This is a genomic window from Gordonia phthalatica, from assembly GCF_001305675.1.
GTDB lineage: Bacteria > Actinomycetota > Actinomycetes > Mycobacteriales > Mycobacteriaceae > Gordonia > Gordonia phthalatica.
This window is the reverse complement of sequence record NZ_CP011853.1, coordinates 2198221-2218490: the sequence shown is the minus strand read 5'-3', so window position 1 is coordinate 2218490 and position 20270 is coordinate 2198221. Positions and strand designations below refer to the sequence as shown.

Below are 20270 nucleotides of genomic sequence, written 5' to 3'. Positions count from 1 at the left end.
AGTTCGCGGCAGAACGGACTCCGTCGTAGGCTGGGACGAATGAACTCCGCCTCCGACGAAAACGCACCTGAGCGGGACATTTCGTCCCGCCGCGCGACGCTTCCAGTTTTGCGCACGCCGGTTTTAATTGCTGCGTTCTCGGGTTGGAACGACGGCGCGGATGCGGCGACGGCCGCGGTGGAGCACCTGGCGCTGGAGTGGAACGCCACGTCGGTGTGGGAGATCGACCCCGACGAGTTCTACGACTACCAGTCCACGCGTCCGACGATCCGGCAGAAGGACGGCGTCACCCGGCGCATCGAATGGCCGGTCACCAGTGTGTCCGCGTGCGTGCTCCCCGACTACGACCGCGACGTGATCCTGGTCCTCGGCCCGGAGCCGAACTACCGGTGGCGCGCCTTCTGCTCCCAGCTCATCGATTTCGCCGAGGCGATGAACGTGGAGATGACGGTGCTGCTCGGCGCGCTCCTGGCCGACACGCCGCACACCCGCCCGGTTCCGGTGTCGGGGACGGCCGACAGCGCCGACGCCGCCAAGCGTCTCGGGCTGGAGTTGAGCCGCTACGAGGGGCCGACCGGGATCACCGGCGTGCTGTCGGACGCGTTCGTGCAGGCCGGGATCCCGTCGGTGTCGCTGTGGGCGGCGGTCCCCCACTACGTCGCGCACACCACCAACCCCAAGGCGACGCTCGCACTCCTCACCACCCTGACGAACGTCACCGGCCTCCCCATCCCCCTCGGCACCCTCGCGCAGCGCGCGCAGGAATGGGAGGAGAACATCACCGACATGACGATGGACGACGAGGACATGGCCACCTACGTCCACGAACTGGAGAAGGCGTCCGACGAGGACCTGAACGACGCGATGCTGCGGATCGACGGCGAGGAGCTCGCGGCCGAGTTCGAGAAGTATCTGCGCAAGCGCGGCGACGGCGCGGAGTAGGACACAAGGCCCGGGGTCGGGCCGCTCAGCCGATCCGCTCGATGTCCACGACGGGCGTGGTGACACGCCACGTGCGGACGTCGGGATCGTCGGCGGCGCGAACCCAGAACTGGGCGGGATCGCCGACCCGGCAGCTCTTGACGCCCAGCAGCGGGATGTCCTGCGAGTCGCGCCGCAGTTCGCTGACCTCCCACCGGACGTCGTCGGACCGCCCGACGCCGGGTGCGCGCAGCAGGGTCATCTCGCCGAAGTCGATCACATACGTCGACGTGCGGGTGACGACCGTCCACACCCCGTCGGATGTGCCGTCGGGGATCTCCTCTACTCGTGCCACGGCCGGAAGCTTAGCCGACCGGGGCGATGTCCACACCGAGGAGTGCGTCCACCGCGTCGATGATCAGCTTCGGCGCCTCGGTCGACGACCCGATCCCGATGATCGTGTCGGCCGCCCACGCGTCGACGGCCGCGAGGGCCTTCGGCGTGTCGAGGTCGTCGGACAGGTGCTGGCGGAGCCGTGCGACGGTGTCGGTCGCGTCCGGACCGGTCGCCCGCTTGGCGGCGCGACGCCAGTTGGCGAGGCGACGCTCGCCCTCGGCGAGGATGTCGTCGGTCCACATCCGGTCGGCGCGGTAGTGCGCCGACAGCAGACCGAGTCGCACCGCGCCGGCGTCGACGCCGGCGGCCGTCAGCTTGGAGACCAGGACCAGGTTGCCGAGGCTCTTGGACATCTTCTCGCCGTCGAGGCCGATCATGCCGGTGTGGACGTAATGGCGGGCGAAGCGACGCTCCCCGGTCAGCGCCTCGCCGTGCGCGGCGGAGAACTCGTGGTGCGGGAAGATCAGGTCGCTGCCGCCGCCCTGGACGTCGAAGCCCATGCCGAGACGGTTGAGCGCGATGGCCGAGCACTCGATGTGCCAGCCGGGACGACCGGGACCCATCGGCGACTCCCACGACGGCTCACCCTCGCGGGCCGCACGCCAGAGGAGGGCGTCGAGCGGATTCCGCTTGCCCGCGCGGTCGGGGTCGCCGCCGCGCTCGGCGAAGAACCGGGCCATGGTCTCGTGGTCGTAGCCGGACTCGTAGCCGAACTGCGGGGTGGCGTCGACGCTGAAGTAGACGTCGGGGAACTCGGCGTCGTCGACGACGTAGGCGGAGCCGTTGGCGAGGAGCTTCTCGACGGCGTCGATGACCTCCCGTACGGACTCGATGGCGCCGATGTAGTCGCGCGGCGGCAGTACGCGCAGGGCCTCCATGTCCGAGCGGAACAGGTCGATCTCCCGGGTGCCGAGGTCGCGCCAGTCGATGCCGTCGCGCTGCGCGCGTTCGAACAGCGGGTCGTCGACGTCGGTGATGTTCTGCACGTAGTGGACGTCGTGGCCGCCGTCGCGGAAGACGCGGTTGATCAGGTCGAAGGTGACGTAGGTGGCGGCGTGGCCGAGGTGGGTGGCGTCGTACGGCGTGATCCCGCAGACGTACATGGTGGCGACCTCGCCGGGGGTCACCGGCTTCACCTGGGCGTCGGAGGTGTCGTAGAGACGGAGCGGAACGCTGGGGCCCGGCACGGACGGGATCGGGATCGACGGCCACGAATGCATGGCGTCAACTGTATTAGTCCGCGGCGGTCACGTGGTTGACAGGGTCGCGGTGTCGCCGGTCAGAAGGGCGGCCACGGAATGGCTCGGGCCTCGGGCGGCAGCGGCATCACACCGTCGTCGGCGAGCACCGCGGCGCGACGACGCAGCGCGGCGACCTCGTCGTCGGTGATGAGGGCGGCCAGCCGGGCGCGCAGCGAGCTGCCGGAATCGTCCAGGAGGCCGACCAGCGCAGCCAGGTCAGCGGCGTCGGTGGCCGGGATCGGAGTCCCCGCCCATCCCCACAGGATGGTGCGCAGCTTGTTCTCGCTGTGCAGGCAGATGCCGTGGTCGATCCCCCAGAGGCGTCCATCCTCGTCGACCAGGATGTGACCGCCTTTGCGGTCGGCGTTGTTGAGGACTGCGTCCAGGACGGCGAGACGGCGGAGGCGTTCGCTGTCCTCGTGGATCAGGACCACGGGGTCGCCGCGATGGTCGTAGGCGTGCAGAATCGCCCGGTACCCGTCCGGGACGGCGCCGTCCGGGACCAGATCCACCGGGTCGCGCGGCGTCGATTCGTCGGTGCGACCGGCCTCGTGAATCCAGCGCTGCACCATGCCGGCGCCGAGGTCCACGTCCGTCGGCCCGGTCTCGCGCAGCACGGTCTCCGGGATCAGGTCCCAGCCGAGCGCATCGCTGACCAGGTACGACGCGACCTCCCGGCCGGCGAGGGTGCCGTCGGGGAAGTCCCACAGCGGCTGCTCGCCGCGGACCGGTTTGTAGACGCAGCGTTCGGTGCGGTCGCCGTCGGTGACCTCGCACGCGACTGTCAGGTTGCTGGCCGAGGCGATGCGGCCCAGGACGGTCATCTCACCGGAGACGAGGAGGTCCACCCACTCGGTGTTCACCGGTCGGTGTCGTCCCCGTCGTCGGAGTCGGTGTCGTCCTCGGCGTCGTCGATCTGATCGTCGGTCTCGTCGTCCACCTCGAAGGACGCGTCGAAACCCGGGACCAGGCGGCTCAGGCCGGCGAGCACGTCGGGATCGACGAACTCGAGCGAGCGGCTGAACTCGGCGTCGCGCTTGTACCCGTTGCTGCGCGCACAGATGTGCCCCGACGGGTCGAGCGGCTGATTGCACAGCGGGCACAGCGGACGTCCCGCGGCGATGACGCGCATCGACCGAGCGCTGAACTCGCGCGCCTCGTCGGCGCTGAGGAAGACGCGGACGGTGTCGGGTCCCTCCTCGGTGTCGTCGAGGATCACCGACTCGTCGAGGGGCTGCTCGGTGACGGCGAGGAGTTCGATCACGACGGAGGCGGCCTCGGCGTCCCAGCCCAGGCCCATCGAACCGACCCGGAACTCCGCGTCGATCGGGCTCTCCAGGGGCGACACGTCGTCCACCTCCGTGGATTCGGGCGGGACGGGGGTGCCGAACCGGCGACGGACCTCGTCGAGGAGGTAGCCGAGGCGGTCCGCGAGGATCAGCACCTGCTGCTTCTCCATCTCGACGCTCATCAGACGCGTGCCCTGCGCCACCTGCAGGTAGAAGGTGCGGTCGCCGGGTTGGCCGACGGTGCCTGCGACGAATCGACGCGGGCTCCGGAATTCGTGGATCGTGCGGGCCATGACCTCAACGGTACCTGGGCGGGGTTCTCGCTACTGCCCGGTGGACCCGCCGACGGTCGCGCCGGCCTTCATCGGGGTGCGCGGCAGCTCCAGCACTCCCCCGTTGTTGACGGTGTGCACGTAGGGACGCGCCTCGCCGTAGTGGATCACGCTGATCGATGCGGGGTCGACGACGATGCGCTGGAACTGATCGAGGTGCATGCCGAGGGCGTCGGCAAGGATCGCCTTGATCACGTCGCCGTGGGAACAGGCGACCCACAGGTCGTTGCCGTTCTCGCCGCCGTGCACGCGGTCCAGTCCGCGGATCGCGGCGGTCGCGCGGCGGGAGACGTCGAGCAGCCCCTCTCCGCCGGGGAACACGGCGGCCGAGGGCTGCTGTTGCACGGTCTTCCAGAGGGGTTCGGTGACGAGTTCGCTGATCTTGCGGTTGCTCCAGTCGCCGTAGTCGACCTCTTCGAGGTTCGGCTCGCTGATCGCGGTGATGTCCGGGCGTGCCGACAGCAGCGGGTCGACGGTCTCGGCGCACCGCTGCAGCGGTGACCGCACCACGGCGGTCAGATTCGGCAGCACGCTCGCGAGGCGGGTCGTCAACTGCTCCGCCTGGCTGCGGCCCCGGTCGTCGAGCCCGACGCCGGGCGTCCGTCCCGCGAGCAGGCCCGACGTGTTCGCGGTGGATCGCCCGTGGCGGATGAGGATGACGGTCATGCAGTCAGCGTAATCGCCTAGCTGGAGATGACGCCCGTGGCCAACAGCGCGATGACCAGGAGGCCGAGGGCGATGCGGTAGCCGGCGAACCAGCTCATCGAGTGGTGCGAGACGAACTTGAGCAGCCAGGCGATGGAGACGTAACCGAGAACGAAGGCCACGAGGGTCGCGACGGCGATCTGCGGACCGGTGGCGGCCAGACCCTCGCCGGCGGGTTCGAAGACGTCCTTGAGGCTGAACAGTCCGGATGCGAGCACGGCGGGGATCGCGATGAGGAAGGAGAAGCGGAATGCGGCCTCGCGTTCGAGCCCGACGAACAGACCGGCGCTCGCCGTGGCACCCGAGCGGGACACCCCGGGGATCAGGGCGAGGCACTGCGCGGCGCCCATGATGAGCGCGTCGCGGCCGGTGATCTTCTCCAGCGGCCGTGCGCGGGTGCCGAATCGTTCGGCGGCGATGAAGACGAACGAGAACAGGATCAGCATGATCGCGACCAGCCACAGATTGCGCCCGGCCGTCCGGATCTGGTCCTTGAACAGGAATCCGAGGAGCCCGATCGGGATCGTGGCCAGAATCACGTACCAGCCCACGCGGTAATCCAGGTTGCGCTTGGTCGCATCCCGCAGACCGGCGAACCAGGCCAGAATGATCCGCCAGATGTCCTTGGCGAAGAAGAGCAGGACCGCGAACTCGGTCCCCAGCTGTGTGACCGCGGTGAACGACGCTCCGGCGTCGTCGCCGAACCAGACCTCCGAGACGATCCGGAGGTGTCCGGACGATGAGATCGGAAGGAATTCGGTGAGCCCCTGGACTCCCCCGAGCACGATCGCCTGCAGCCATGTCATGGTCTCGTTCACGCTGGGTGATGCTACCCATCGAGCGGGTCACACTTCGTCATCACGCAAGATGGGTGTCATGCGCGCGCGAACTCGACTCACCGCCCTGCTCGTGGCCGTGGCCACCGCTTCCGCCCTCACCGCTTGCGGTCAGTCGGACGAGGGTCCGATCGACAATGTGCCGACTGTCACACCGGCGACCGCGGTGGAATCGCCCAACTCCGACGCGGCGCCCGCGGGCCTCGTGATCCCGTCGGTCCCGGCTCGTTCGGTGATCGTCGGGCACGGCACGCAGCCACGGACGGCCCTCCTCTCCAACGACGGCACCACCGTCCAACTGTTCGTGGCGCCCGGCGCGATGGACACTCCCCCGCCACTCACCGTGAAGGTGCCCGCCCTCGGCGCCCTGACCGCGTCGGGCGACGGATTCGTCGGCGCCACCGATGGCGCCATCGTCCGGATCAGCAAGGACGGGAAGGTCACCGAGCAGAAGGCGGACCTCGGCGGCGTGCGCGCCATCGCCGTCACCGCGGATCAGCGAGTGCTGGTCGGCAACGATCGCGGCCGCGTTCTCGTCGTGGACGCGAACGGGAAGGTCCAGCGCAACATCGGCGGCTTCGTGCGCGTCGACGACATCACCGTGGCGCCCGCCTCCGCGGGCGACCTCGCAGGCCAGGTGGTGGTCCTCGACCGCGCGCAGTCCGCCGTGATCCCGATCGACATCGACAAGGGTGAACTCAAGGCAGCTCTCCGCGCGGGCGACGGCGCCACCCAGTCGATCGTCGACGACTACGGCCGCATCCTGGTCTCCGGAACCCGCACCGACGAGGTGTTCGCGTTCTACGGTCAGCCGATCATGATGCGCCTGCGTGCGCCCGTCCCCGCCAGCCCGTACGCGCTGGCCTTCGACGAGAAGTCCAAGACGCTGTGGGTGTCGAGCACCGCCAGCAACGTCATCACCGGCTACAACATCTCCACCGGCGAGGCCAAGGAGATCCACCGCATCACCAGCGTCCCGCAGGTCACGTCGATGGCCGTCGACGCCAACGGCACCCTGCTCGCGGTGTCCGGGCGCGACGGCGCGCTGCAGGTGATCCTCCCCAACGCCGTCAAGTGACCGCGCACCCCGCCGAGAGGAAGTTCGCACCGTGCTGAGCACCCTGAACCGCGTCCTGTACCCGATCGTCTTGAAGACGATGTTCCTGGTGGCGCCCGAGACGATCCACACGATTCTGGCGCGGGTGATCAGCCGCTCCGGCAAGGCACCCGGACTGCGGTCTCTGATGGCCAAGCTCTTCGCCGTCCAGGATCCGATTCTGAACAACGAGGTGTTCGGCGTTCGTTTCCCGGCGCCGATCGGGCTCGCCGCCGGCTTCGACAAGTCCGCCTCTGCGGTCAACGCGTGGGGTCAGATGGGCTTCGGCTTCGCCGAGATCGGCACCATCACCGGCCAGGCACAGCCCGGCAATCCGGCGCCGCGCCTGTTCCGTCTGCCCGCCGACCGCGCCCTGATCAACCGGATGGGCTTCAACAACCCCGGCGCCGACGCCGCTGCGCCGCAGCTGACGGCGCCGCGCCCCGGCCCCGTCAGCGTGCCGATCGGCGCCAACATCGGCAAGACCAAGGTCGTGCCGGTCGACGACGCCGTCGGCGACTACCGACACAGCGCCAAGACGCTCGGTCCGCTCGCCGACTTCGTGGTCGTCAACGTGAGCTCCCCCAACACCCCGGGACTGCGCGACCTGCAGGCCGTCGACTCCCTGCGGCCCATCCTCGCGACGGTCCTGGAGGTCGCCGAGAAGCCGGTCCTGGTGAAGATCGCGCCCGATCTGTCCGACGAGGACGTCGACGCCGTCGCCGATCTCGCCGTGGAACTCGGCCTGGCCGGGATCGTCGCCACCAACACCACCATCCGCCGCGACGGCCTCGCGACGCCCGCGGCCGACGTGGAGGCGATGGGCGCGGGCGGCCTGTCCGGCCCCGCCGTCGCCGACCGGTCCCTGGAAGTCCTCAAGCGGCTGTACGCCCGCGTGGGCGGCAAGGTGGCGCTGGTGAGCGTCGGCGGCATCGAGACCGTCGACCAGGCGTGGGAGCGGATCTGCGCGGGCGCCGACCTGCTGCAGGTCTACACCGGCTTCATCTACGGCGGCCCGGTGTGGCTGCGAGAACTCCACGAGGGCATCGCGGCCCGGCTGCGCGCCGAGGGCTTCGCGTCCATCCGCGACGCCGTAGGCTCCGCCGCCTGAACTGATCCACGAACGCCGCAGGCGCCGATCCCCGGTGAGAGGATCGGCGCCTGCGGCGTCTGGTCTCGAGCCCGCTACTCCGACGGCTGCTCGTAGATGCCGGTCAGCACGCCGCGCGCGATCGCGCGTGAGAACAGATTGAAGCCGAGGAATCCGGGCGTCGCACCGTCCGGCAGTTCCAGGGACTCCACGTCGACAGCGTGGACGGCGAACATGTAGCGGTGCGGACCGTGTCCGGGAGGCGGGCCGGCACCGACGAACTGCTTGAGGCTCGCGTCGTTGCCGAGGGTCACCGCGCCTGCGGGCAAGTCGGCCGAGCCGGGTGCACCGGCGCCGGTCGCCAGGGACGTGACCGAGGCCGGGATGTCGGCAACGGCCCAGTGCCAGAAGCCCGACGCGGTGGGTGCGTCCGGGTCGAAGCAGGTGACGACGAAGCTCTTGGTCTCGGCCGGGAAGCCCGACCAGCTCAACTGCGGCGACACGTCGTCACCACCCGCGCCGAAGATGCCCGACACCTGCGGCATCGGCAGGGTCTGTCCCTCCGCGAAGTCCGTGGAGGTGACCGTGATGTCGGGCAGCGGGGGTAACGCCTCGTACGGGTGATAGGTCGTCACAATCGGATCCTTTCGACGATTCACACTCTGCCGTCGACTATCAGCAGTTGGTGAGGAAATGCTCGAAAACCTTGGTACCGAACAGAATCGAGTCTACGGGCACCCGCTCGTCCACTCCGTGGAACAGCGCGGCGAAGTCCAGGTCCGGGGGCAGCTGCAGGGGTGCGAACCCGAAGCAGCGGATGCCCAGCTTGGCGAAGGCCTTCGCATCCGTGCCGCCGGAGAGCATGTACGGGACGGTGCGGCCCTGCTCGTCGTGCGCCAGGATCGCGTTGTTCATCGCGTCGACCAGGTCACCGTCGAAGGTGGTCTCATACGCGTCGAGGTGCGTCACCCATTCGCGCTTCACGTTGGGCCCGATCAACTCGTCGATGGTCTTCTCGAACTCCGCCTGCCGCCCGGGGAGGACGCGGCAGTCGATGACCGCCTCGGCATGCTGCGGGATCACGTTGGCCTTGTAGCCGGCCGACAGCATGGTCGGGTTCGCGGTGTCCCGCAGGGTGGCGCCGATGATGCGGGCGAGGTTGCCGATCTTGAACAGCGCCGACTCCAGGTCGGGGGTCTCGGGGCTGAAGTCGAGGCCGGTCTCCTCGGAGAGGGCGGCCAGGAATTCGCGGACCGAGTCGGTCATCACCAGCGGGAAGGTGTGGGCGCCGATGCGGGCGACCGCGGAGGCGATCTCCGTGACGGCGTTCTCGGCCGCCAGGAACGAACCGTGGCCTGCGGCGGCGTCGCACGTCAGCTTCATCCACGACAGGCCCTTCTCGGCCGTCTCGACGAGGTACAGGCGGCGGACGGTGCCGTCGGGCCGGTCGACGGTCAGCGAGAAGCCACCGACCTCGCCGACCGCTTCGGTCACCCCGTCGAACAGGTCCGGTCGGTGCTCGACGAGCCACTGCGAGCCCCACTTGCCGCCGGCCTCCTCGTCGGCCAGGAAGGCGAAGACGATGTCGCGGGGCGGGACGGTGCCGTCACGCTTCAACTGCCGGGCCAGCGCGAGCACCATTCCGGCCATGTCCTTCATGTCGACGGCGCCGCGGCCCCAGATGTAGCCGTCCTGGACGGCTCCGGAGAAGGGATGAACGGTCCAGTCCTTCGCCTCGGCGGGCACCACGTCGAGGTGCACATGGATCAGGAGGGCGCCGCGCGTGCGGTCGCGGCCCGGGAGTCGGGTGAAGACGTTGCCGCGGCCGGGCATCCCCGACTCCACGTACTCGGTCTCGTAGCCCACCTCCTGGAGTTGCGCGGCGACCCACCGGGCGCACTCCGCCTCCCCCACGGTGGTGTCGGGCTCCCCGGTGTTCGACGTGTCGAACTGGATGAGACGACTGACGAGATCCACTACTTCATCGGTTGCGCGCAAGGCTGTCACCTCTTCATTCGTAGGGGATTTGGGATCCGGGGGCAACCTTGGTTATTGTTATGCGGCGCCCAGCAATGCGGGGTGCGAACAACTGAACAAGTCCGAGTGGCGGAATGGCAGACGCGCTAGCTTGAGGTGCTAGTGTCCTATTAACGGACGTGGGGGTTCAAGTCCCCCCTCGGACACCCTGTGATGAGTCGCGACATCGTTTACACACGATGTCGCGCCTCATTGCTTTTGCAGCCGTTTGCGGGGTTCCGGGGTGATCAGTCCCGCGGTGTGGAGCATGCGCCGGATCGTTGATGCCGCGGGCATCTGCAGGCCTCCTCGGCGCAGGTGGCAGTCGATGGCCGCCGGGCGCGTCGCTGCCGTCGGCGGTCAGTCGCCGGCGCAGGGTGATGATCCGGTCGGTGATCACCGTGGGGGTCGTTCCTGGACGATGCTGCGGAGGTGTCGAGTCGCTTGGCGAACCGCGCCGACGCGCCCGGAGTAGTCTTGGGATCCTTCCGAGCGTCGATCGCCATGCGCGTGGCACGGTCCCGCACCTCGGCGGAGTTCTTCGATGGGCATCGCGCCACGCCGCGCGCACAGGCCAATCCCCGTGCCACGCGTTGCGAGTAGACGGCAGGTGGGTCACCGCAGAACGGTATTGCAATTGTCACTGTTGCCGTGGGCATGCAGATCGCCGGTTCCGGTGTGGCTGTGGGTTCGGCGGATGCGGTGTCGATGTATGCAGACAAGTCGATCGCCAGGGCTTCTAATGACGGGTGGAAGGTGACGTTGACGAAGTCCGGGGAGCGGATTCACCGTGTTCCGGCGTTGAGTCGCGGGCACGGTTCGTATGAGGCGTTCTGGATTTGCGGGGGTCGGCGACGATCGTCGGCGCCGGGCGCGTGCCGGTGAATGCTGCTGTGTTGTCGACGGGTTTCTAGGTGTCGTGTCGGTGGCAGATGGATGTGGTGCAAGCGAAGTTGCCGTTTCAGAAACTGCAGGCCTCATCACGAGCGTCGCGATAACTTCCAGTATTCTTGCCCTTGCAGGGCCTTCTGGATGGCTAGTAGGCGGCGCGATTGTTATCGCATCGACGGCCGGTGGATTAAACATGACAAATCACATTCAGAACAGTTGGAAATGATCAATTGAGGAAGAGCAGATCGCATGAACTCTGATCAAGGAGTAAAGTGGCCGACACGCCAGGAGATTGCTGCAGGTGAATCAAAGGTTGTGCGCCTCCGAGTGTTTCTTGTTGTGGTCGGCATTCTCCTTTTCCCGTCGTCAATGCTAGCGGCAACAGTGGCCCACGAATCGAAGTCCTGGCTTATGTACAGTGGCGGAGCGATCAGCATGATGTTGCTGTCCATCATCCTTGTGACAATGGGCGTGTATCCCGTTGCGGGGCGGAGTTTGAAATCAGCGGACAGTGTCATGAGGGGCGATCATCCAGGATGTCTATTGCGGTCTCCCGCGATAACGATGATTGGCTTTCGTCTTATCGGTTTGGCCCTTGGCGTGTCAGCACTGTCCACCTTGGTGCTAGCCATTATTGACGGTGGCTTCGGGGAACTCGATGGGCGGATGATCGCAGCCACGATGATGTCCATCCCACTATCATTGGTAATTCTGATCGGAACGGCGTGGAACGGTGGTCGTCCGTTGTGGCTCACGCTGGATGGAGGAATTCTTCGGGCCGACCTCGTAGACGGTAATGTTCGTCTCGATATTTCGGGAGGTCGACGCGACATTGTCGTTGATCTCGTGTGGGGATACATAGTTCAGGTGAGGACTGTTGATGGTCCAGTAGCGCGGAAGTTTCACCCGACATTCGGACGCAAGGGAGGTAAAGAAAGCATCTTCATGATAAATCCGCTTCTATACGGCGTCGACATCGCGACGGTGACAAGCGTGTTGGCAGAAGGGCTGACGAGATCGGAACCGTGAACCGGCACGGTTCTGCCGGCAGAATATGGATGTGAAGTAGCCGACACTTTTGATCTTTTGTCAAATGAGAAGCTTCGCGAAGCAAGATTCAGCAATACGCGGCTGACGCGCATAGGGGTACCTGTTCAGAATGCTGATGCGTGACCAACCGAATGTGTTCATAGTTGATGGTCGTTGCGGTGTGCGGGGGTGGCCTATTCTACTGAGCAGGTCGGGCGAGCATAGTGCGGTATACGTCGCAGGCGAATCGTTCCTGCGGATCGCGGTTTAAAGGTTTCATCGGAACGGTAGGTCGGAACAGGTCGCCGGCGTCCTTGTCTAAACCGCTCATTTCTTTTCGCCCGCTCCCCCGTCACTGCGCGAGCAGGCGCAGACCCTCCGGGTCCACGATGTCGATCGCCCCGTAACGGATCTGGATCAGCCCGCGGGCTTCGAACTCCTTGAGGACCTTGTTCAGCGACTGTCGCTGCACGCCGAGCATCGCTGCCAGCGTGCCTTGCGCGAGGCGCACCGATCCGTCCACGGATTCGTCGAGCAGGATCTGGGCGGCTTGGCCGGACAGCGGACGTCCGAGCATCGTGACGAGCCGGATATGGCTCGCTGCCACCCGCTGTGCGACCGAGGACAACCACCGGCGCGCGATGTTCGGATGCGCCGCGAGGAGTGAGTCGAACGCACCGCGGTCCAGGAACAGGCAACTGCTGTCGTCGAGGGCGCGGGCGGTGTACGCCATCGGCATGTCCAGGAGGAGGGCGATGTCGCCGTCGACGTCGGGTGCTCGGAGCACGTCGATCACTGTTCGGCGGCGGCCCGTTCCGACCACGAGTTCAATCTGTCCCTGGCGAACCATCCACACGCCGTTCGGTGTCGAACCGGCCCGGAACAGCACGGTTCCCGCCGGGTACGTCGTCGGGACGAGGGTGCGGGCCAGGGCGGTGACGTCTGCGGGAGACAATGGTGCGGCCGCACCCCTGCCGACGCATCGTGCGACCCATGAGGCGTATCGGACCTGCGTCTCGATAGGCACGTCGTCGGCGCCCAGCAGACGGATCGCATCGCGTATCGGGCCCTCGTGAGAATCGGTCATGATCTCTCCACTTCGGTTCGAGTTCATTAACGGGAGCGATGACATGTGAACGGGCGGACGCTCATTTCGCCGCATTGGCCTCTCGGAGGTAAGGGCACGAACTGATCTCACCGGTGGACAAAGTGAATGCCCGCTCGGTTTCGGCAACTCGGTTCGCGCGGACCCGGACACTGTCGGGATCACGACAGTCCCGCACTGATCGGGACCGCGACGCTGTTCTGATTCGGAGGAAGCCCGACCGGACCTCACATACGAAGGACATGTCGATGACACAGGACACCTCGGCGGCGACGCCCGAGTACAACTACACGACCTTCCGCCTGGAACCAGGCGCGATGCTCAAGCCGGGCGGTCCGCAGATCGGCGAGATCGCCCCCGACTTCACCGCCTCGCGGCTGGACGGGACCGAGATCGCGCTCTCGGAGCTCCGCGGCAAGACGGTCGTCCTGGAGACGGGAAGTGTGACCTGTCCCCAGTACGTGAGCCGTGTCGACCCGATGAACGAGATGGCTGCGCGGTACCCCGACGCGGAGTTCCTCGTCCTGTACGTCCGCGAAGCGCATCCGGGCGGACGACTGCCTGCGCACGCGGACGCCGCACACAAATCGATCGCCGCGCGCGTCGCCGTCGACGAGGAGCGGGAGGGCCGGACGATTCTTCTGGACGATCTCAACGGCACGGCACACCAGAAGTACGGCTCGCTGCCGAACACCGTGCACGTCATCGATCCTCACGGGATCGTCGCCTATCGAGCCGCGTTCAACGAGCCGACGTCGACCGAGGCCGCACTGCGCAAGATTCTCGACGGACAGGACGCATCCGACGTTCCCGCTCCGTTCCGGCCGGCCGGGATGAAGCACTTTGTGCGAGCCCTGCGTCGTGGCGGTTGGCGCGCGACCTGGGACATCCTCTGGTCGCTCCCCGCCCTCGCGCTCGCCCACCTGCTGCCCGGCCGCCGATGACGACTCAGATGGCGACGCAGGCACTCGCCGCCACCCGGAACGAAAGAAGAACCCCATGACACGCGTGGATTTCACTCCCGACCCCGACCTGTACCCGTTCCAGTCCCGGTGGTTCGACAGCTCAGCGGGTCGAATGCACTACATCGACGAGGGCACGGGCCCGACCATCGTGTTCTTCCACGGCCAGCCGATGTGGAGCTTCCTGTACCGGAACATCATCGCGGACCTCCGGCATGACTTCCGGTGCATCGCGATGGAGTATCTCGGCTTCGGGTCGTCCGATCGTCCGGCCGGCTACAGCTACCGGATCGAGGACCAGATCCAGATGACTGGCCAACTGATCGACCATCTCGGGGTCGACGACTACATCACCGTCGGGCTGGACTGGGGCGGTCCGATCAGCATGGGCGTGGCCGTCGATCGCGCGGACAGGGTCGCGGGTGTGGTTCTCGGAAACACCTGGTTCTGGCCCCGCGAAGGACTGCGGAACCGTCTGCTGTACGGCACCCTGTCGTGCGCACCCGTCGCGTGGGCGACACTTCATCGGAACCTGTTCGTCGAGCGGGTGATACCGGCCGCGACCTCTCGGGCGCTGACGTCGGCGGAGATGGATCACTACCGCGGCGTCCAACCGTCGCCCGAGGCTCGAGTCGCGTTGCCGCACATGCCGAAACAGGTCTACGGGTGCCGACCGCTGCTGGACCGCCTCGCCCACGAGGTTCCCGCCAGGCTGGGCGCCAAGCCGACGTTGATCCCGTGGGGATGAAGGACTTCGCCTTCACACCGGTCAACATCCCGCGCATGCGCGCGACCTTCCCGGACAGCGTCGTGGTGGAACTGCCCGAGGCCAGTCACTTCATCCAAGAGGATGCGCCGACCGAGATCGCCGACGCCATCCGTCGGCGCTTCGGGTAGCACTCCGGGGATCGGCGAGATCGATTACGGCGGATCGCGAGGCCGTCAGTCGGGCACGTCGAGGGCCACGACGCCGGGGATCACACTGATCGTCAGCGGCGGACGCCGGTACTGCTCACGCAGCACGCTGACCGTCGCCACCACCGGACCGCCGAAGGTCGTGACGGTCGCCGACGTGGGCAGCGACGCCGGGAATCCGCGCGAGCCGGGCGCGGTCCGCCAGTGCCGCAGGTTCACGTGACCGGTCCTCCCCGTGCGGAGGTTGCGCCACGAGATCGAGAGGTAGCGATATGACTGCTGCGCGTGCCAGGGTGCGAGGTTCGCGACCGAGAAGGTGACGCCTGCGGGCGGCGGCGGATACTGCAGCGTCCGGATCGCCGGACGACCGATCACCGTGACCTGTTGGAACGATCCGCCCGGCACTCCACCCGGGCCCACCTCCACCCCACCGACGGCGGGCAGGGAGACCGTGAGGTAGGCGGGCACCTGAGATACGGGTGCAGCATCGGCGGGCGTCGTGACTGCTGAGGCGCCGACTCCGAGCAGGGCTGCGGTCGCTGCCGCCGCGGCGCACGCTCGTAGGCGCAGAATTCTCGTCATACCGTGACTATCGTCACGTCGACGGCGCCGCGTTAGCCTGTTCGGCCGACAGAGCGGAGGCGTGGCGTCAGACCAGGACGTCGGGCAGCTTCGGGATCTCGGCGATCGACGCCAGGACGTGGTCGGCGCTGTTGTCCCAGGACGAGTGTTCAGGTTGACGGGCTTGATTTGTGGCATGTCAAGTTAGAGTGCTTGATGTTGCGGAGGTTTCGACTCGCTTCGCTCGCTAATGGAGTCAGCTGAGGATGTCTTTGATCGGTGACACACTCAGTTGTAGGTAGCCAGTCTTCGAGTGAGCACTCTTGCTCGCTGGGCCGTCGTTCAGGCGAGCTCTAGGTTGAGATCGTGCCTTCGGAGATTGCGCCTGCGAGCACAGATTGCTGCTGGGATGATGTGCCGACCCGACCCCGGGTCATCCGGGGCGTGGTGTGAGTACTGACCCATTAGCCCGCAACCCGCCCGCCGGCCCGGCTGCCGGTTCCTCGGACGAACATCCGAGGTCATGCAGCCGGGAAGGAGACCGGACCGATGTTTTTCGTAGGAGACGATTGGGCATCTGATCATCACGACCTCGTGGTGATCGACGACGCCGAGAAGGTTTTGGCCAGGGCACGCGTTCTGGTGGGCCCCGACGGCATCACCCAGTTCGCCGAAACCCTCGCCCGCGCCGCGGTGAAGGCCGCCGGCCGACAGCACCGCCGCGGTAGCCGATCAGTCGAGGAGCAGGTCGCTGACCTGGATCCGGATCAGGTGATGGTGTGCATCGAGGTCGATCACGGCCCCTGGGTGCAGGCCTTGGCCGCGACCGGCTATCACGTGTTCGGTGTTGACCCGTTGCAGGCCAAACGATTCCGGGAATCCTTCGGCAGCTCTGGAGCCAAGAGTGATCCGGGCGATGCACTGGCGTTGGCAGAGATGGTCCGGTCTCGGCATCACACCCTGACCGAGGTCGGCGGTGACACCGCCCAGGTGACCGCGATCAAGATCCTGGCCCGCGCTCATCAACGGGCGGTGTGGGACCGGACCCGGTACGCCAACCGGCTCAGGGCCGCGTTGCGGGAGTACTTCTCGATGGAGCTTGTCAACTTTTCTGTGTAAGTCGATCAGGTATTCGATTTATAGGTGATGGTTGATACGGTCTGGATACGCGAGTGAGAGTTGCTCGAGGGCGCGTTTCCAGTTGGTGGTGACCGCGCCTTCGACCAGTCGTCCGGAGGCTCGGCGTTTGGCGGCGGGCAGGCCGCGTTCCTTGGCGCGGTCGCGGGCGCGTTTGTCTTCGATGTTGCAGATCGCCATCCACAGCAGCTTCATCGCGGCCTGATCGTTCGGGAAGTGCCCCCGGTTCTTGGTGACCTTGCGCAGTTGGTAGTTCAACGATTCGATGCTGTTGGTGGTGTAGATGACCCGCCGCAACTCCGGCGGGAACGCCAGGAACGGAATGAACCGCTCCCACGCATCCCGGAACGTCTTGACCGCCGACGGGTACTTGCGACCGAGGTCGGAGTCGGCGAACGCCTCCAACGCATCGGCAGCGGCCTGTTCGGTCGAGGCCTGATAGATCGGCCGGAGCAATCCGGCGACGGCTTTGCGGTCGCCGTAACCGACGAACCGCATCGACGCCCGGATCAGGTGCACCACACACGTCTGAACGGTCGCCTCCGGCCAGGTCGCCTCCACGGCCTCGGCGAAACCGGTCAGCCCGTCACAGCACACGATCAGGACGTCGGCGACCCCGCGATTGCGTAACTCGGCGCAGACGGCGGCCCAGAACTTGGCGCCCTCGGTCTGCTGAATCCAGATCCCCAGGACGTGCTTGACGCCCTCCATATCGACACCGACCGCAATGTGGGCGGCCTTGTTGCGCACGTGTCCGCCATCGCGGATCTTGACGATGATCGCATCGAGGTAGATCACCGGATACAGCGCCTCGAGGTCGCGGGTCTGCCATTTGGCGACCTCGTCGGCGACCTCCTCGGTGACCTTCGAAATCGTCTCGTGCGACAGGTCGGTGCCGATCGTCGACGCAAGATGGTGCTGAATGTCGCGGATCGTCATGCCGCCGGCGTACAGCGAGACGATCATCGCATCCAGTCCGTCGAGGCGGCGTTGGCCTTTGCGGACCAGCATCGGCGTGAAGCTGCCGTCCCGGTCCCGCGGCACCGACAACGCCACATCGCCGATCTCGGTCGCCACGGTCTTGGCGGCGTATCCGTTGCGGGAGTTCGGAAACGACGCCGCATCCGGATCCCCGGCCTCGTACCCGAGGTGCTCGGTCAGCTCGGCATTCAGGCCTCGTTCGAGGGTCGCTTTGAGAAGCGAGTTCAGCAGGCCGTCCTGCCCGCCGACCGGCTCGCCGGCATCGATCCGGGCGAACACGTCGTCGAGTGCCCCTGAGGCGATCAGTTCGTTGGCCATCTCGGTCTGCCGACGGCGTTGCTCTGCACGCGAATCATCCACGCTCACATCATGATTGACAGTCACTACAGCGGTTCCCTTCAGGGTTGAACCTCACCGCTTACACAGACCATCTGACACGCCCTCCCGATGATCTTGCTGATCTGCTCCGAGTTCAACTGGTCCTTGCACGACCGGACGGTCATCGGCATCTTGATGAAGGCGCCGACGCCTGACCAGGCAGCGAAACTGACAGTGCGGCAACTGCTTCCGCTGCTGAAGCGGCGTCAGAACAAGGACGCTAAAGCAGCCCGCATCCAGCAGATCCTGCGATCTTCGCAGTTGGAGGTCGCCCCCGAGATCGTGCAGGCATACGCGATCAACGTGGCCGCGACAGTCCGGACCATTAGTCGGGTCAATGATCAGATCACCGAGCTCGAAGAGCAGGTCGGTGCCCATTTTTCCGAGCACCCCGACGCTGAGATCTACCTCAGTCAGCCGGGGGTCGGGCTGGTCGTGGGGGCACGACTATGCGGTGAATACGGCGATGACCGGACCCGCTTCCGTTCAGCGAAGGCCCGCCGGAACTTCTCCCAGACCAGCCCGATCACCATCCAGTCAGGGAAATCGAAGATCGTCTGCGCCCGCGCCGCCGGCAATGACTGGCTGCTCGATGCCACGTTCAGACAAGCCAACGCAGCCATTCTCAACGACCCCTACTGTTACGCCTACTACCGCAAGCAACGTGATCGCGGTGCCGAGCACAACGCCGCTCTGCGGCAGCTGGCGAACAAGCTCGTCGGCATCCTTCACGGCTGCCTAGCTCGGCACCAGCAATACAACCCCGCCATTGCCTGGGCGCACGCCTCGATTTCAGTTGCTGCTTGACAACTTCCCACCTAGTGCCGCGTGTCGTTAATTAGTATATGGTTGCCAGGTTGAGACAATATGGATATGGCGAATTCTCCAGCCCCGGCACTGGAATTGCGTGATGGCGATGCGGACGAACTTGATCGATTGTTGAGGTCAACCTTGACGCCAGCAGGGCTGGTGCGTCGGGCGCGGATCGTGGCCCTGGCTGCCGAGGGGCTGGCCAACACGCGGATCAGTAAGATTGTCGGGACGTCGGTGCCGACGGTCCTCAAGTGGCGTTCCCGCTATCTCCGTGACGGACTCGACGGCCTCCTGGACGCTGAAAGGCCCGGTCGCCCACGGCATCTCGATCACGCGGAAGTCGTTTCCGCGACGTTGATGCCGCCGCCGCGCAAGTACGGGGTCACGCACTGGTCGTCGCGGTTGCTGGCCGGGCACCTCGGGATCGGGAATGCCACGGTCGCCCGTGCATGGCGTGAGTACGGCGTTCAGCCGTGGCGGTCGGGGACGTTCAAGTTCTCCACCGATCCGGAACTGGTCGCCAAGGTCACCGACGTCGTCGGCTTGTATCTGGAGCCGCCGGAGAACGCGATCGTGTTGTGCGTGGACGAGAAGTCGCAGATCCAGGCCCTGGACCGCACTGCACCGATGCTCCCGATGCAGCCGCGGCAGATCGAACGCCGCACCCACGACTACAAACGCCACGGCACCACCACCCTGTTCGCAGCCCTGGACATCGCGACCGGGCAGGTGACCGCGGCGGTCAAGCCGCGGCACCGCCACCAGGAATTCCTGTCGTTCCTCAAGCAGATCGACCGCACCTACCCCGGCCAGGAGTTGCATCTGGTGATGGACAACTACGCCACCCACAAGAAGGCCGAGGTCCGCGACTGGCTGGCTGCGCACCCGAACATGCACGTGCACTTCACCCCGACCTCCGGATCCTGGCTCAACCTCGTCGAAGTGTGGTTCGGCATCATCGACCGCCAAGCGATCCGGAGAGGCGTGTTCACCTCAGTCAAGGACCTCAACGCGAAGATCCGAGCGTTCATCAACGGCTGGAACGACCGCAAGCACCCGTTCGTATGGACAAAGACCGCTGACGAAATTTTGAAGAAAGCAAAACCATAAACTTATTAACGAAACGTGACACTAGGGATGTCTCAACCAGCGGGGACGGCGCAGTCAACCAGCGGCGGGAGTCCGGGTCGACGGCGCTTCGGAGGAGATATCACTACAGGAATGTCGGGTGTGGGTGAATGGGAGATGGACTCGCGGCAGTGTAGGTGAACCATTTCCAAACTTGTATTGATAAGTCACGCCAGCGGTTGCGAGGCAGGAGCCGCGGGATGAGGCTCCTTCCTCAGCCGACGGCGGCCGCCGGCCTGTCCGTCGCCCTCTGCATGGGCGAACTCGGCGCGACGATCATGGTCTACCCCGCCGCCAATACCCTGCTCCTGGTCCTGGTCAGTGTGGCGATCCTCGGCCTGTCGAGTCGGATCCGCTCGCGCGCTCAGGTGCGGTAGGAGACGACTCGACGGTTGTGTAGTTCTTTACCCGGTGCGGTGCGGGTAAAGAACTACACAGCAGAGTGTTC

19 protein-coding genes, 1 tRNA gene and 2 pseudogenes are annotated in these 20270 nt (G+C 66.1%); 11 read left to right on the top strand and 11 right to left on the bottom strand.

The genetic code is table 11. The annotated features are described in order from the left end of the window. Positions 1-39 precede the first annotated feature (39 nt). Positions 40-942 (top strand): PAC2 family protein, encoded by a 903-nt coding sequence (locus ACH46_RS10415; protein WP_062392837.1) that lies wholly within the window; start codon positions 40-42, stop codon positions 940-942. Between the two features lie 25 nt (positions 943-967). On the opposite strand, the gene ACH46_RS10410 is transcribed toward ACH46_RS10415, so the two are convergent. The 6 genes from ACH46_RS10410 to ACH46_RS10385 are packed head-to-tail and all read right to left on the bottom strand — an operon-like array spanning position 968 to position 5702. Continuing rightward, positions 968-1276: a hypothetical protein gene (locus ACH46_RS10410; RefSeq protein ID WP_062392836.1), complete on the bottom strand. Its 309-nt coding sequence runs from the start codon at positions 1274-1276 to the stop codon at positions 968-970. 10 nt (positions 1277-1286) lie between these two features. Then, positions 1287-2537: a cysteine--1-D-myo-inosityl 2-amino-2-deoxy-alpha-D-glucopyranoside ligase gene (gene mshC / locus ACH46_RS10405; RefSeq protein WP_062392835.1), complete on the bottom strand. Its 1251-nt coding sequence runs from the start codon at positions 2535-2537 to the stop codon at positions 1287-1289. 59 nt (positions 2538-2596) lie between these two features. After that, positions 2597-3382 (bottom strand): SCO1664 family protein, encoded by a 786-nt coding sequence (locus ACH46_RS10400; RefSeq protein WP_082399901.1) that lies wholly within the window; start codon positions 3380-3382, stop codon positions 2597-2599. Between the two features lie 35 nt (positions 3383-3417). Next, complete coding sequence (locus ACH46_RS10395; protein ID WP_062392833.1) at positions 3418-4140, bottom strand: DUF3090 domain-containing protein; 723 nt, start codon at positions 4138-4140, stop codon at positions 3418-3420. 30 nt (positions 4141-4170) lie between these two features. Further along, on the bottom strand, positions 4171-4845 hold the full coding sequence (locus ACH46_RS10390) for an MSMEG_4193 family putative phosphomutase (RefSeq protein ID WP_062392832.1): 675 nt from the start codon (positions 4843-4845) through the stop codon (positions 4171-4173). 17 nt (positions 4846-4862) lie between these two features. After that, positions 4863-5702: an undecaprenyl-diphosphate phosphatase gene (locus ACH46_RS10385; RefSeq protein WP_062392831.1), complete on the bottom strand. Its 840-nt coding sequence runs from the start codon at positions 5700-5702 to the stop codon at positions 4863-4865. Positions 5703-5760: 58 nt separating this feature from the next. Between ACH46_RS10385 and ACH46_RS10380 the strand changes: the two genes are divergently transcribed. Together ACH46_RS10380 and ACH46_RS10375 are read left to right on the top strand one after the other, a co-directional pair. Next, positions 5761-6798 (top strand): NHL repeat-containing protein, encoded by a 1038-nt coding sequence (locus ACH46_RS10380; protein WP_062395241.1) that lies wholly within the window; start codon positions 5761-5763, stop codon positions 6796-6798. A gap of 31 nt (positions 6799-6829) precedes the next feature. Beyond that, complete coding sequence (locus tag ACH46_RS10375; RefSeq protein ID WP_062392830.1) at positions 6830-7927, top strand: quinone-dependent dihydroorotate dehydrogenase; 1098 nt, start codon at positions 6830-6832, stop codon at positions 7925-7927. 74 nt (positions 7928-8001) lie between these two features. Here the strand turns inward: ACH46_RS10375 and ACH46_RS10370 are convergent, their stop codons facing one another. Together ACH46_RS10370 and ACH46_RS10365 are read right to left on the bottom strand one after the other, a co-directional pair. Continuing rightward, positions 8002-8541 (bottom strand): YbhB/YbcL family Raf kinase inhibitor-like protein, encoded by a 540-nt coding sequence (locus tag ACH46_RS10370; RefSeq protein ID WP_062392829.1) that lies wholly within the window; start codon positions 8539-8541, stop codon positions 8002-8004. 40 nt (positions 8542-8581) lie between these two features. Further along, entirely contained in the window at positions 8582-9913 is a 1332-nt protein-coding gene (locus ACH46_RS10365; protein WP_062392828.1) for a M20/M25/M40 family metallo-hydrolase, read from the bottom strand. Between the two features lie 90 nt (positions 9914-10003). Here ACH46_RS10365 and ACH46_RS10360 point away from each other — a divergent pair. Next, positions 10004-10089 (top strand) — tRNA-Leu (locus tag ACH46_RS10360). Positions 10090-11062: 973 nt separating this feature from the next. Continuing rightward, a complete protein-coding gene (locus tag ACH46_RS21290; RefSeq protein WP_157851036.1) occupies positions 11063-11842 on the top strand; it encodes a hypothetical protein in 780 nt (259 codons plus the stop codon). 352 nt (positions 11843-12194) lie between these two features. On the opposite strand, the gene ACH46_RS10355 is transcribed toward ACH46_RS21290, so the two are convergent. After that, a complete protein-coding gene (locus ACH46_RS10355) occupies positions 12195-12929 on the bottom strand; it encodes a Crp/Fnr family transcriptional regulator (protein WP_062392827.1) in 735 nt (244 codons plus the stop codon). 266 nt (positions 12930-13195) lie between these two features. On the opposite strand from ACH46_RS10355, the gene ACH46_RS10350 reads away from it, so the two are divergent. Continuing rightward, positions 13196-13891 (top strand): peroxiredoxin family protein, encoded by a 696-nt coding sequence (locus tag ACH46_RS10350; RefSeq protein WP_157851035.1) that lies wholly within the window; start codon positions 13196-13198, stop codon positions 13889-13891. A 55-nt stretch (positions 13892-13946) separates the two neighbouring features. Continuing rightward, positions 13947-14806, top strand: a pseudogene (locus ACH46_RS10345) (alpha/beta fold hydrolase). Between the two features lie 45 nt (positions 14807-14851). On the opposite strand, the gene ACH46_RS10340 reads toward ACH46_RS10345, so the two are convergent. Then, a complete protein-coding gene (locus ACH46_RS10340) occupies positions 14852-15406 on the bottom strand; it encodes a hypothetical protein (RefSeq protein WP_062392825.1) in 555 nt (184 codons plus the stop codon). Between the two features lie 528 nt (positions 15407-15934). On the opposite strand from ACH46_RS10340, the gene ACH46_RS10335 reads away from it, so the two are divergent. Further along, positions 15935-16504 (top strand): IS110 family transposase, encoded by a 570-nt coding sequence (locus tag ACH46_RS10335; protein WP_082399584.1) that lies wholly within the window; start codon positions 15935-15937, stop codon positions 16502-16504. An 18-nt stretch (positions 16505-16522) separates the two neighbouring features. Here the strand turns inward: ACH46_RS10335 and ACH46_RS10330 are convergent, their stop codons facing one another. Further along, positions 16523-17821, bottom strand: a complete 1299-nt coding sequence (locus ACH46_RS10330) for an IS256 family transposase (RefSeq protein WP_120298717.1) — start codon at positions 17819-17821, stop codon at positions 16523-16525. Positions 17822-17950: 129 nt separating this feature from the next. Between ACH46_RS10330 and ACH46_RS10325 the strand changes: the two genes are divergently transcribed. The 3 genes and pseudogenes from ACH46_RS10325 to ACH46_RS20805 form a co-directional block, all read left to right on the top strand. Continuing rightward, on the top strand, positions 17951-18688 hold the full coding sequence (locus tag ACH46_RS10325; protein ID WP_062392822.1) for an IS110 family transposase: 738 nt from the start codon (positions 17951-17953) through the stop codon (positions 18686-18688). Between the two features lie 66 nt (positions 18689-18754). Then, entirely contained in the window at positions 18755-19804 is a 1050-nt protein-coding gene (locus tag ACH46_RS10320; RefSeq protein WP_082399582.1) for an IS630 family transposase, read from the top strand. A gap of 224 nt (positions 19805-20028) precedes the next feature. Next, a pseudogene (locus ACH46_RS20805) lies at positions 20029-20199 on the top strand (phosphonate ABC transporter permease); the annotation flags it as partial. Between the last annotated feature and the right edge of the window lie 71 nt (positions 20200-20270).

Coding starts and splice junctions, on each gene's coding strand:
- ACH46_RS10395 (WP_062392833.1), bottom strand. CDS start 4,140: ATGGCCCGCACGATCCACGAATTCCGGAGCCCGCGTCGATTCGTCGCA.
- ACH46_RS10350 (WP_157851035.1), top strand. CDS start 13,196: ATGACACAGGACACCTCGGCGGCGACGCCCGAGTACAACTACACGACC.
- ACH46_RS10380 (WP_062395241.1), top strand. CDS start 5,761: ATGCGCGCGCGAACTCGACTCACCGCCCTGCTCGTGGCCGTGGCCACC.
- ACH46_RS10320 (WP_082399582.1), top strand. CDS start 18,755: ATGGCGAATTCTCCAGCCCCGGCACTGGAATTGCGTGATGGCGATGCG.
- ACH46_RS10335 (WP_082399584.1), top strand. CDS start 15,935: ATGTTTTTCGTAGGAGACGATTGGGCATCTGATCATCACGACCTCGTG.
- ACH46_RS10340 (WP_062392825.1), bottom strand. CDS start 15,406: ATGACGAGAATTCTGCGCCTACGAGCGTGCGCCGCGGCGGCAGCGACC.
- ACH46_RS10355 (WP_062392827.1), bottom strand. CDS start 12,929: ATGACCGATTCTCACGAGGGCCCGATACGCGATGCGATCCGTCTGCTG.
- ACH46_RS21290 (WP_157851036.1), top strand. CDS start 11,063: ATGAACTCTGATCAAGGAGTAAAGTGGCCGACACGCCAGGAGATTGCT.
- ACH46_RS10415 (WP_062392837.1), top strand. CDS start 40: ATGAACTCCGCCTCCGACGAAAACGCACCTGAGCGGGACATTTCGTCC.
- ACH46_RS10325 (WP_062392822.1), top strand. CDS start 17,951: ATGATCTTGCTGATCTGCTCCGAGTTCAACTGGTCCTTGCACGACCGG.
- ACH46_RS10330 (WP_120298717.1), bottom strand. CDS start 17,821: ATGGCCAACGAACTGATCGCCTCAGGGGCACTCGACGACGTGTTCGCC.
- ACH46_RS10400 (WP_082399901.1), bottom strand. CDS start 3,382: ATGACCGTCCTGGGCCGCATCGCCTCGGCCAGCAACCTGACAGTCGCG.
- ACH46_RS10390 (WP_062392832.1), bottom strand. CDS start 4,845: ATGACCGTCATCCTCATCCGCCACGGGCGATCCACCGCGAACACGTCG.
- mshC (WP_062392835.1), bottom strand. CDS start 2,537: ATGCATTCGTGGCCGTCGATCCCGATCCCGTCCGTGCCGGGCCCCAGC.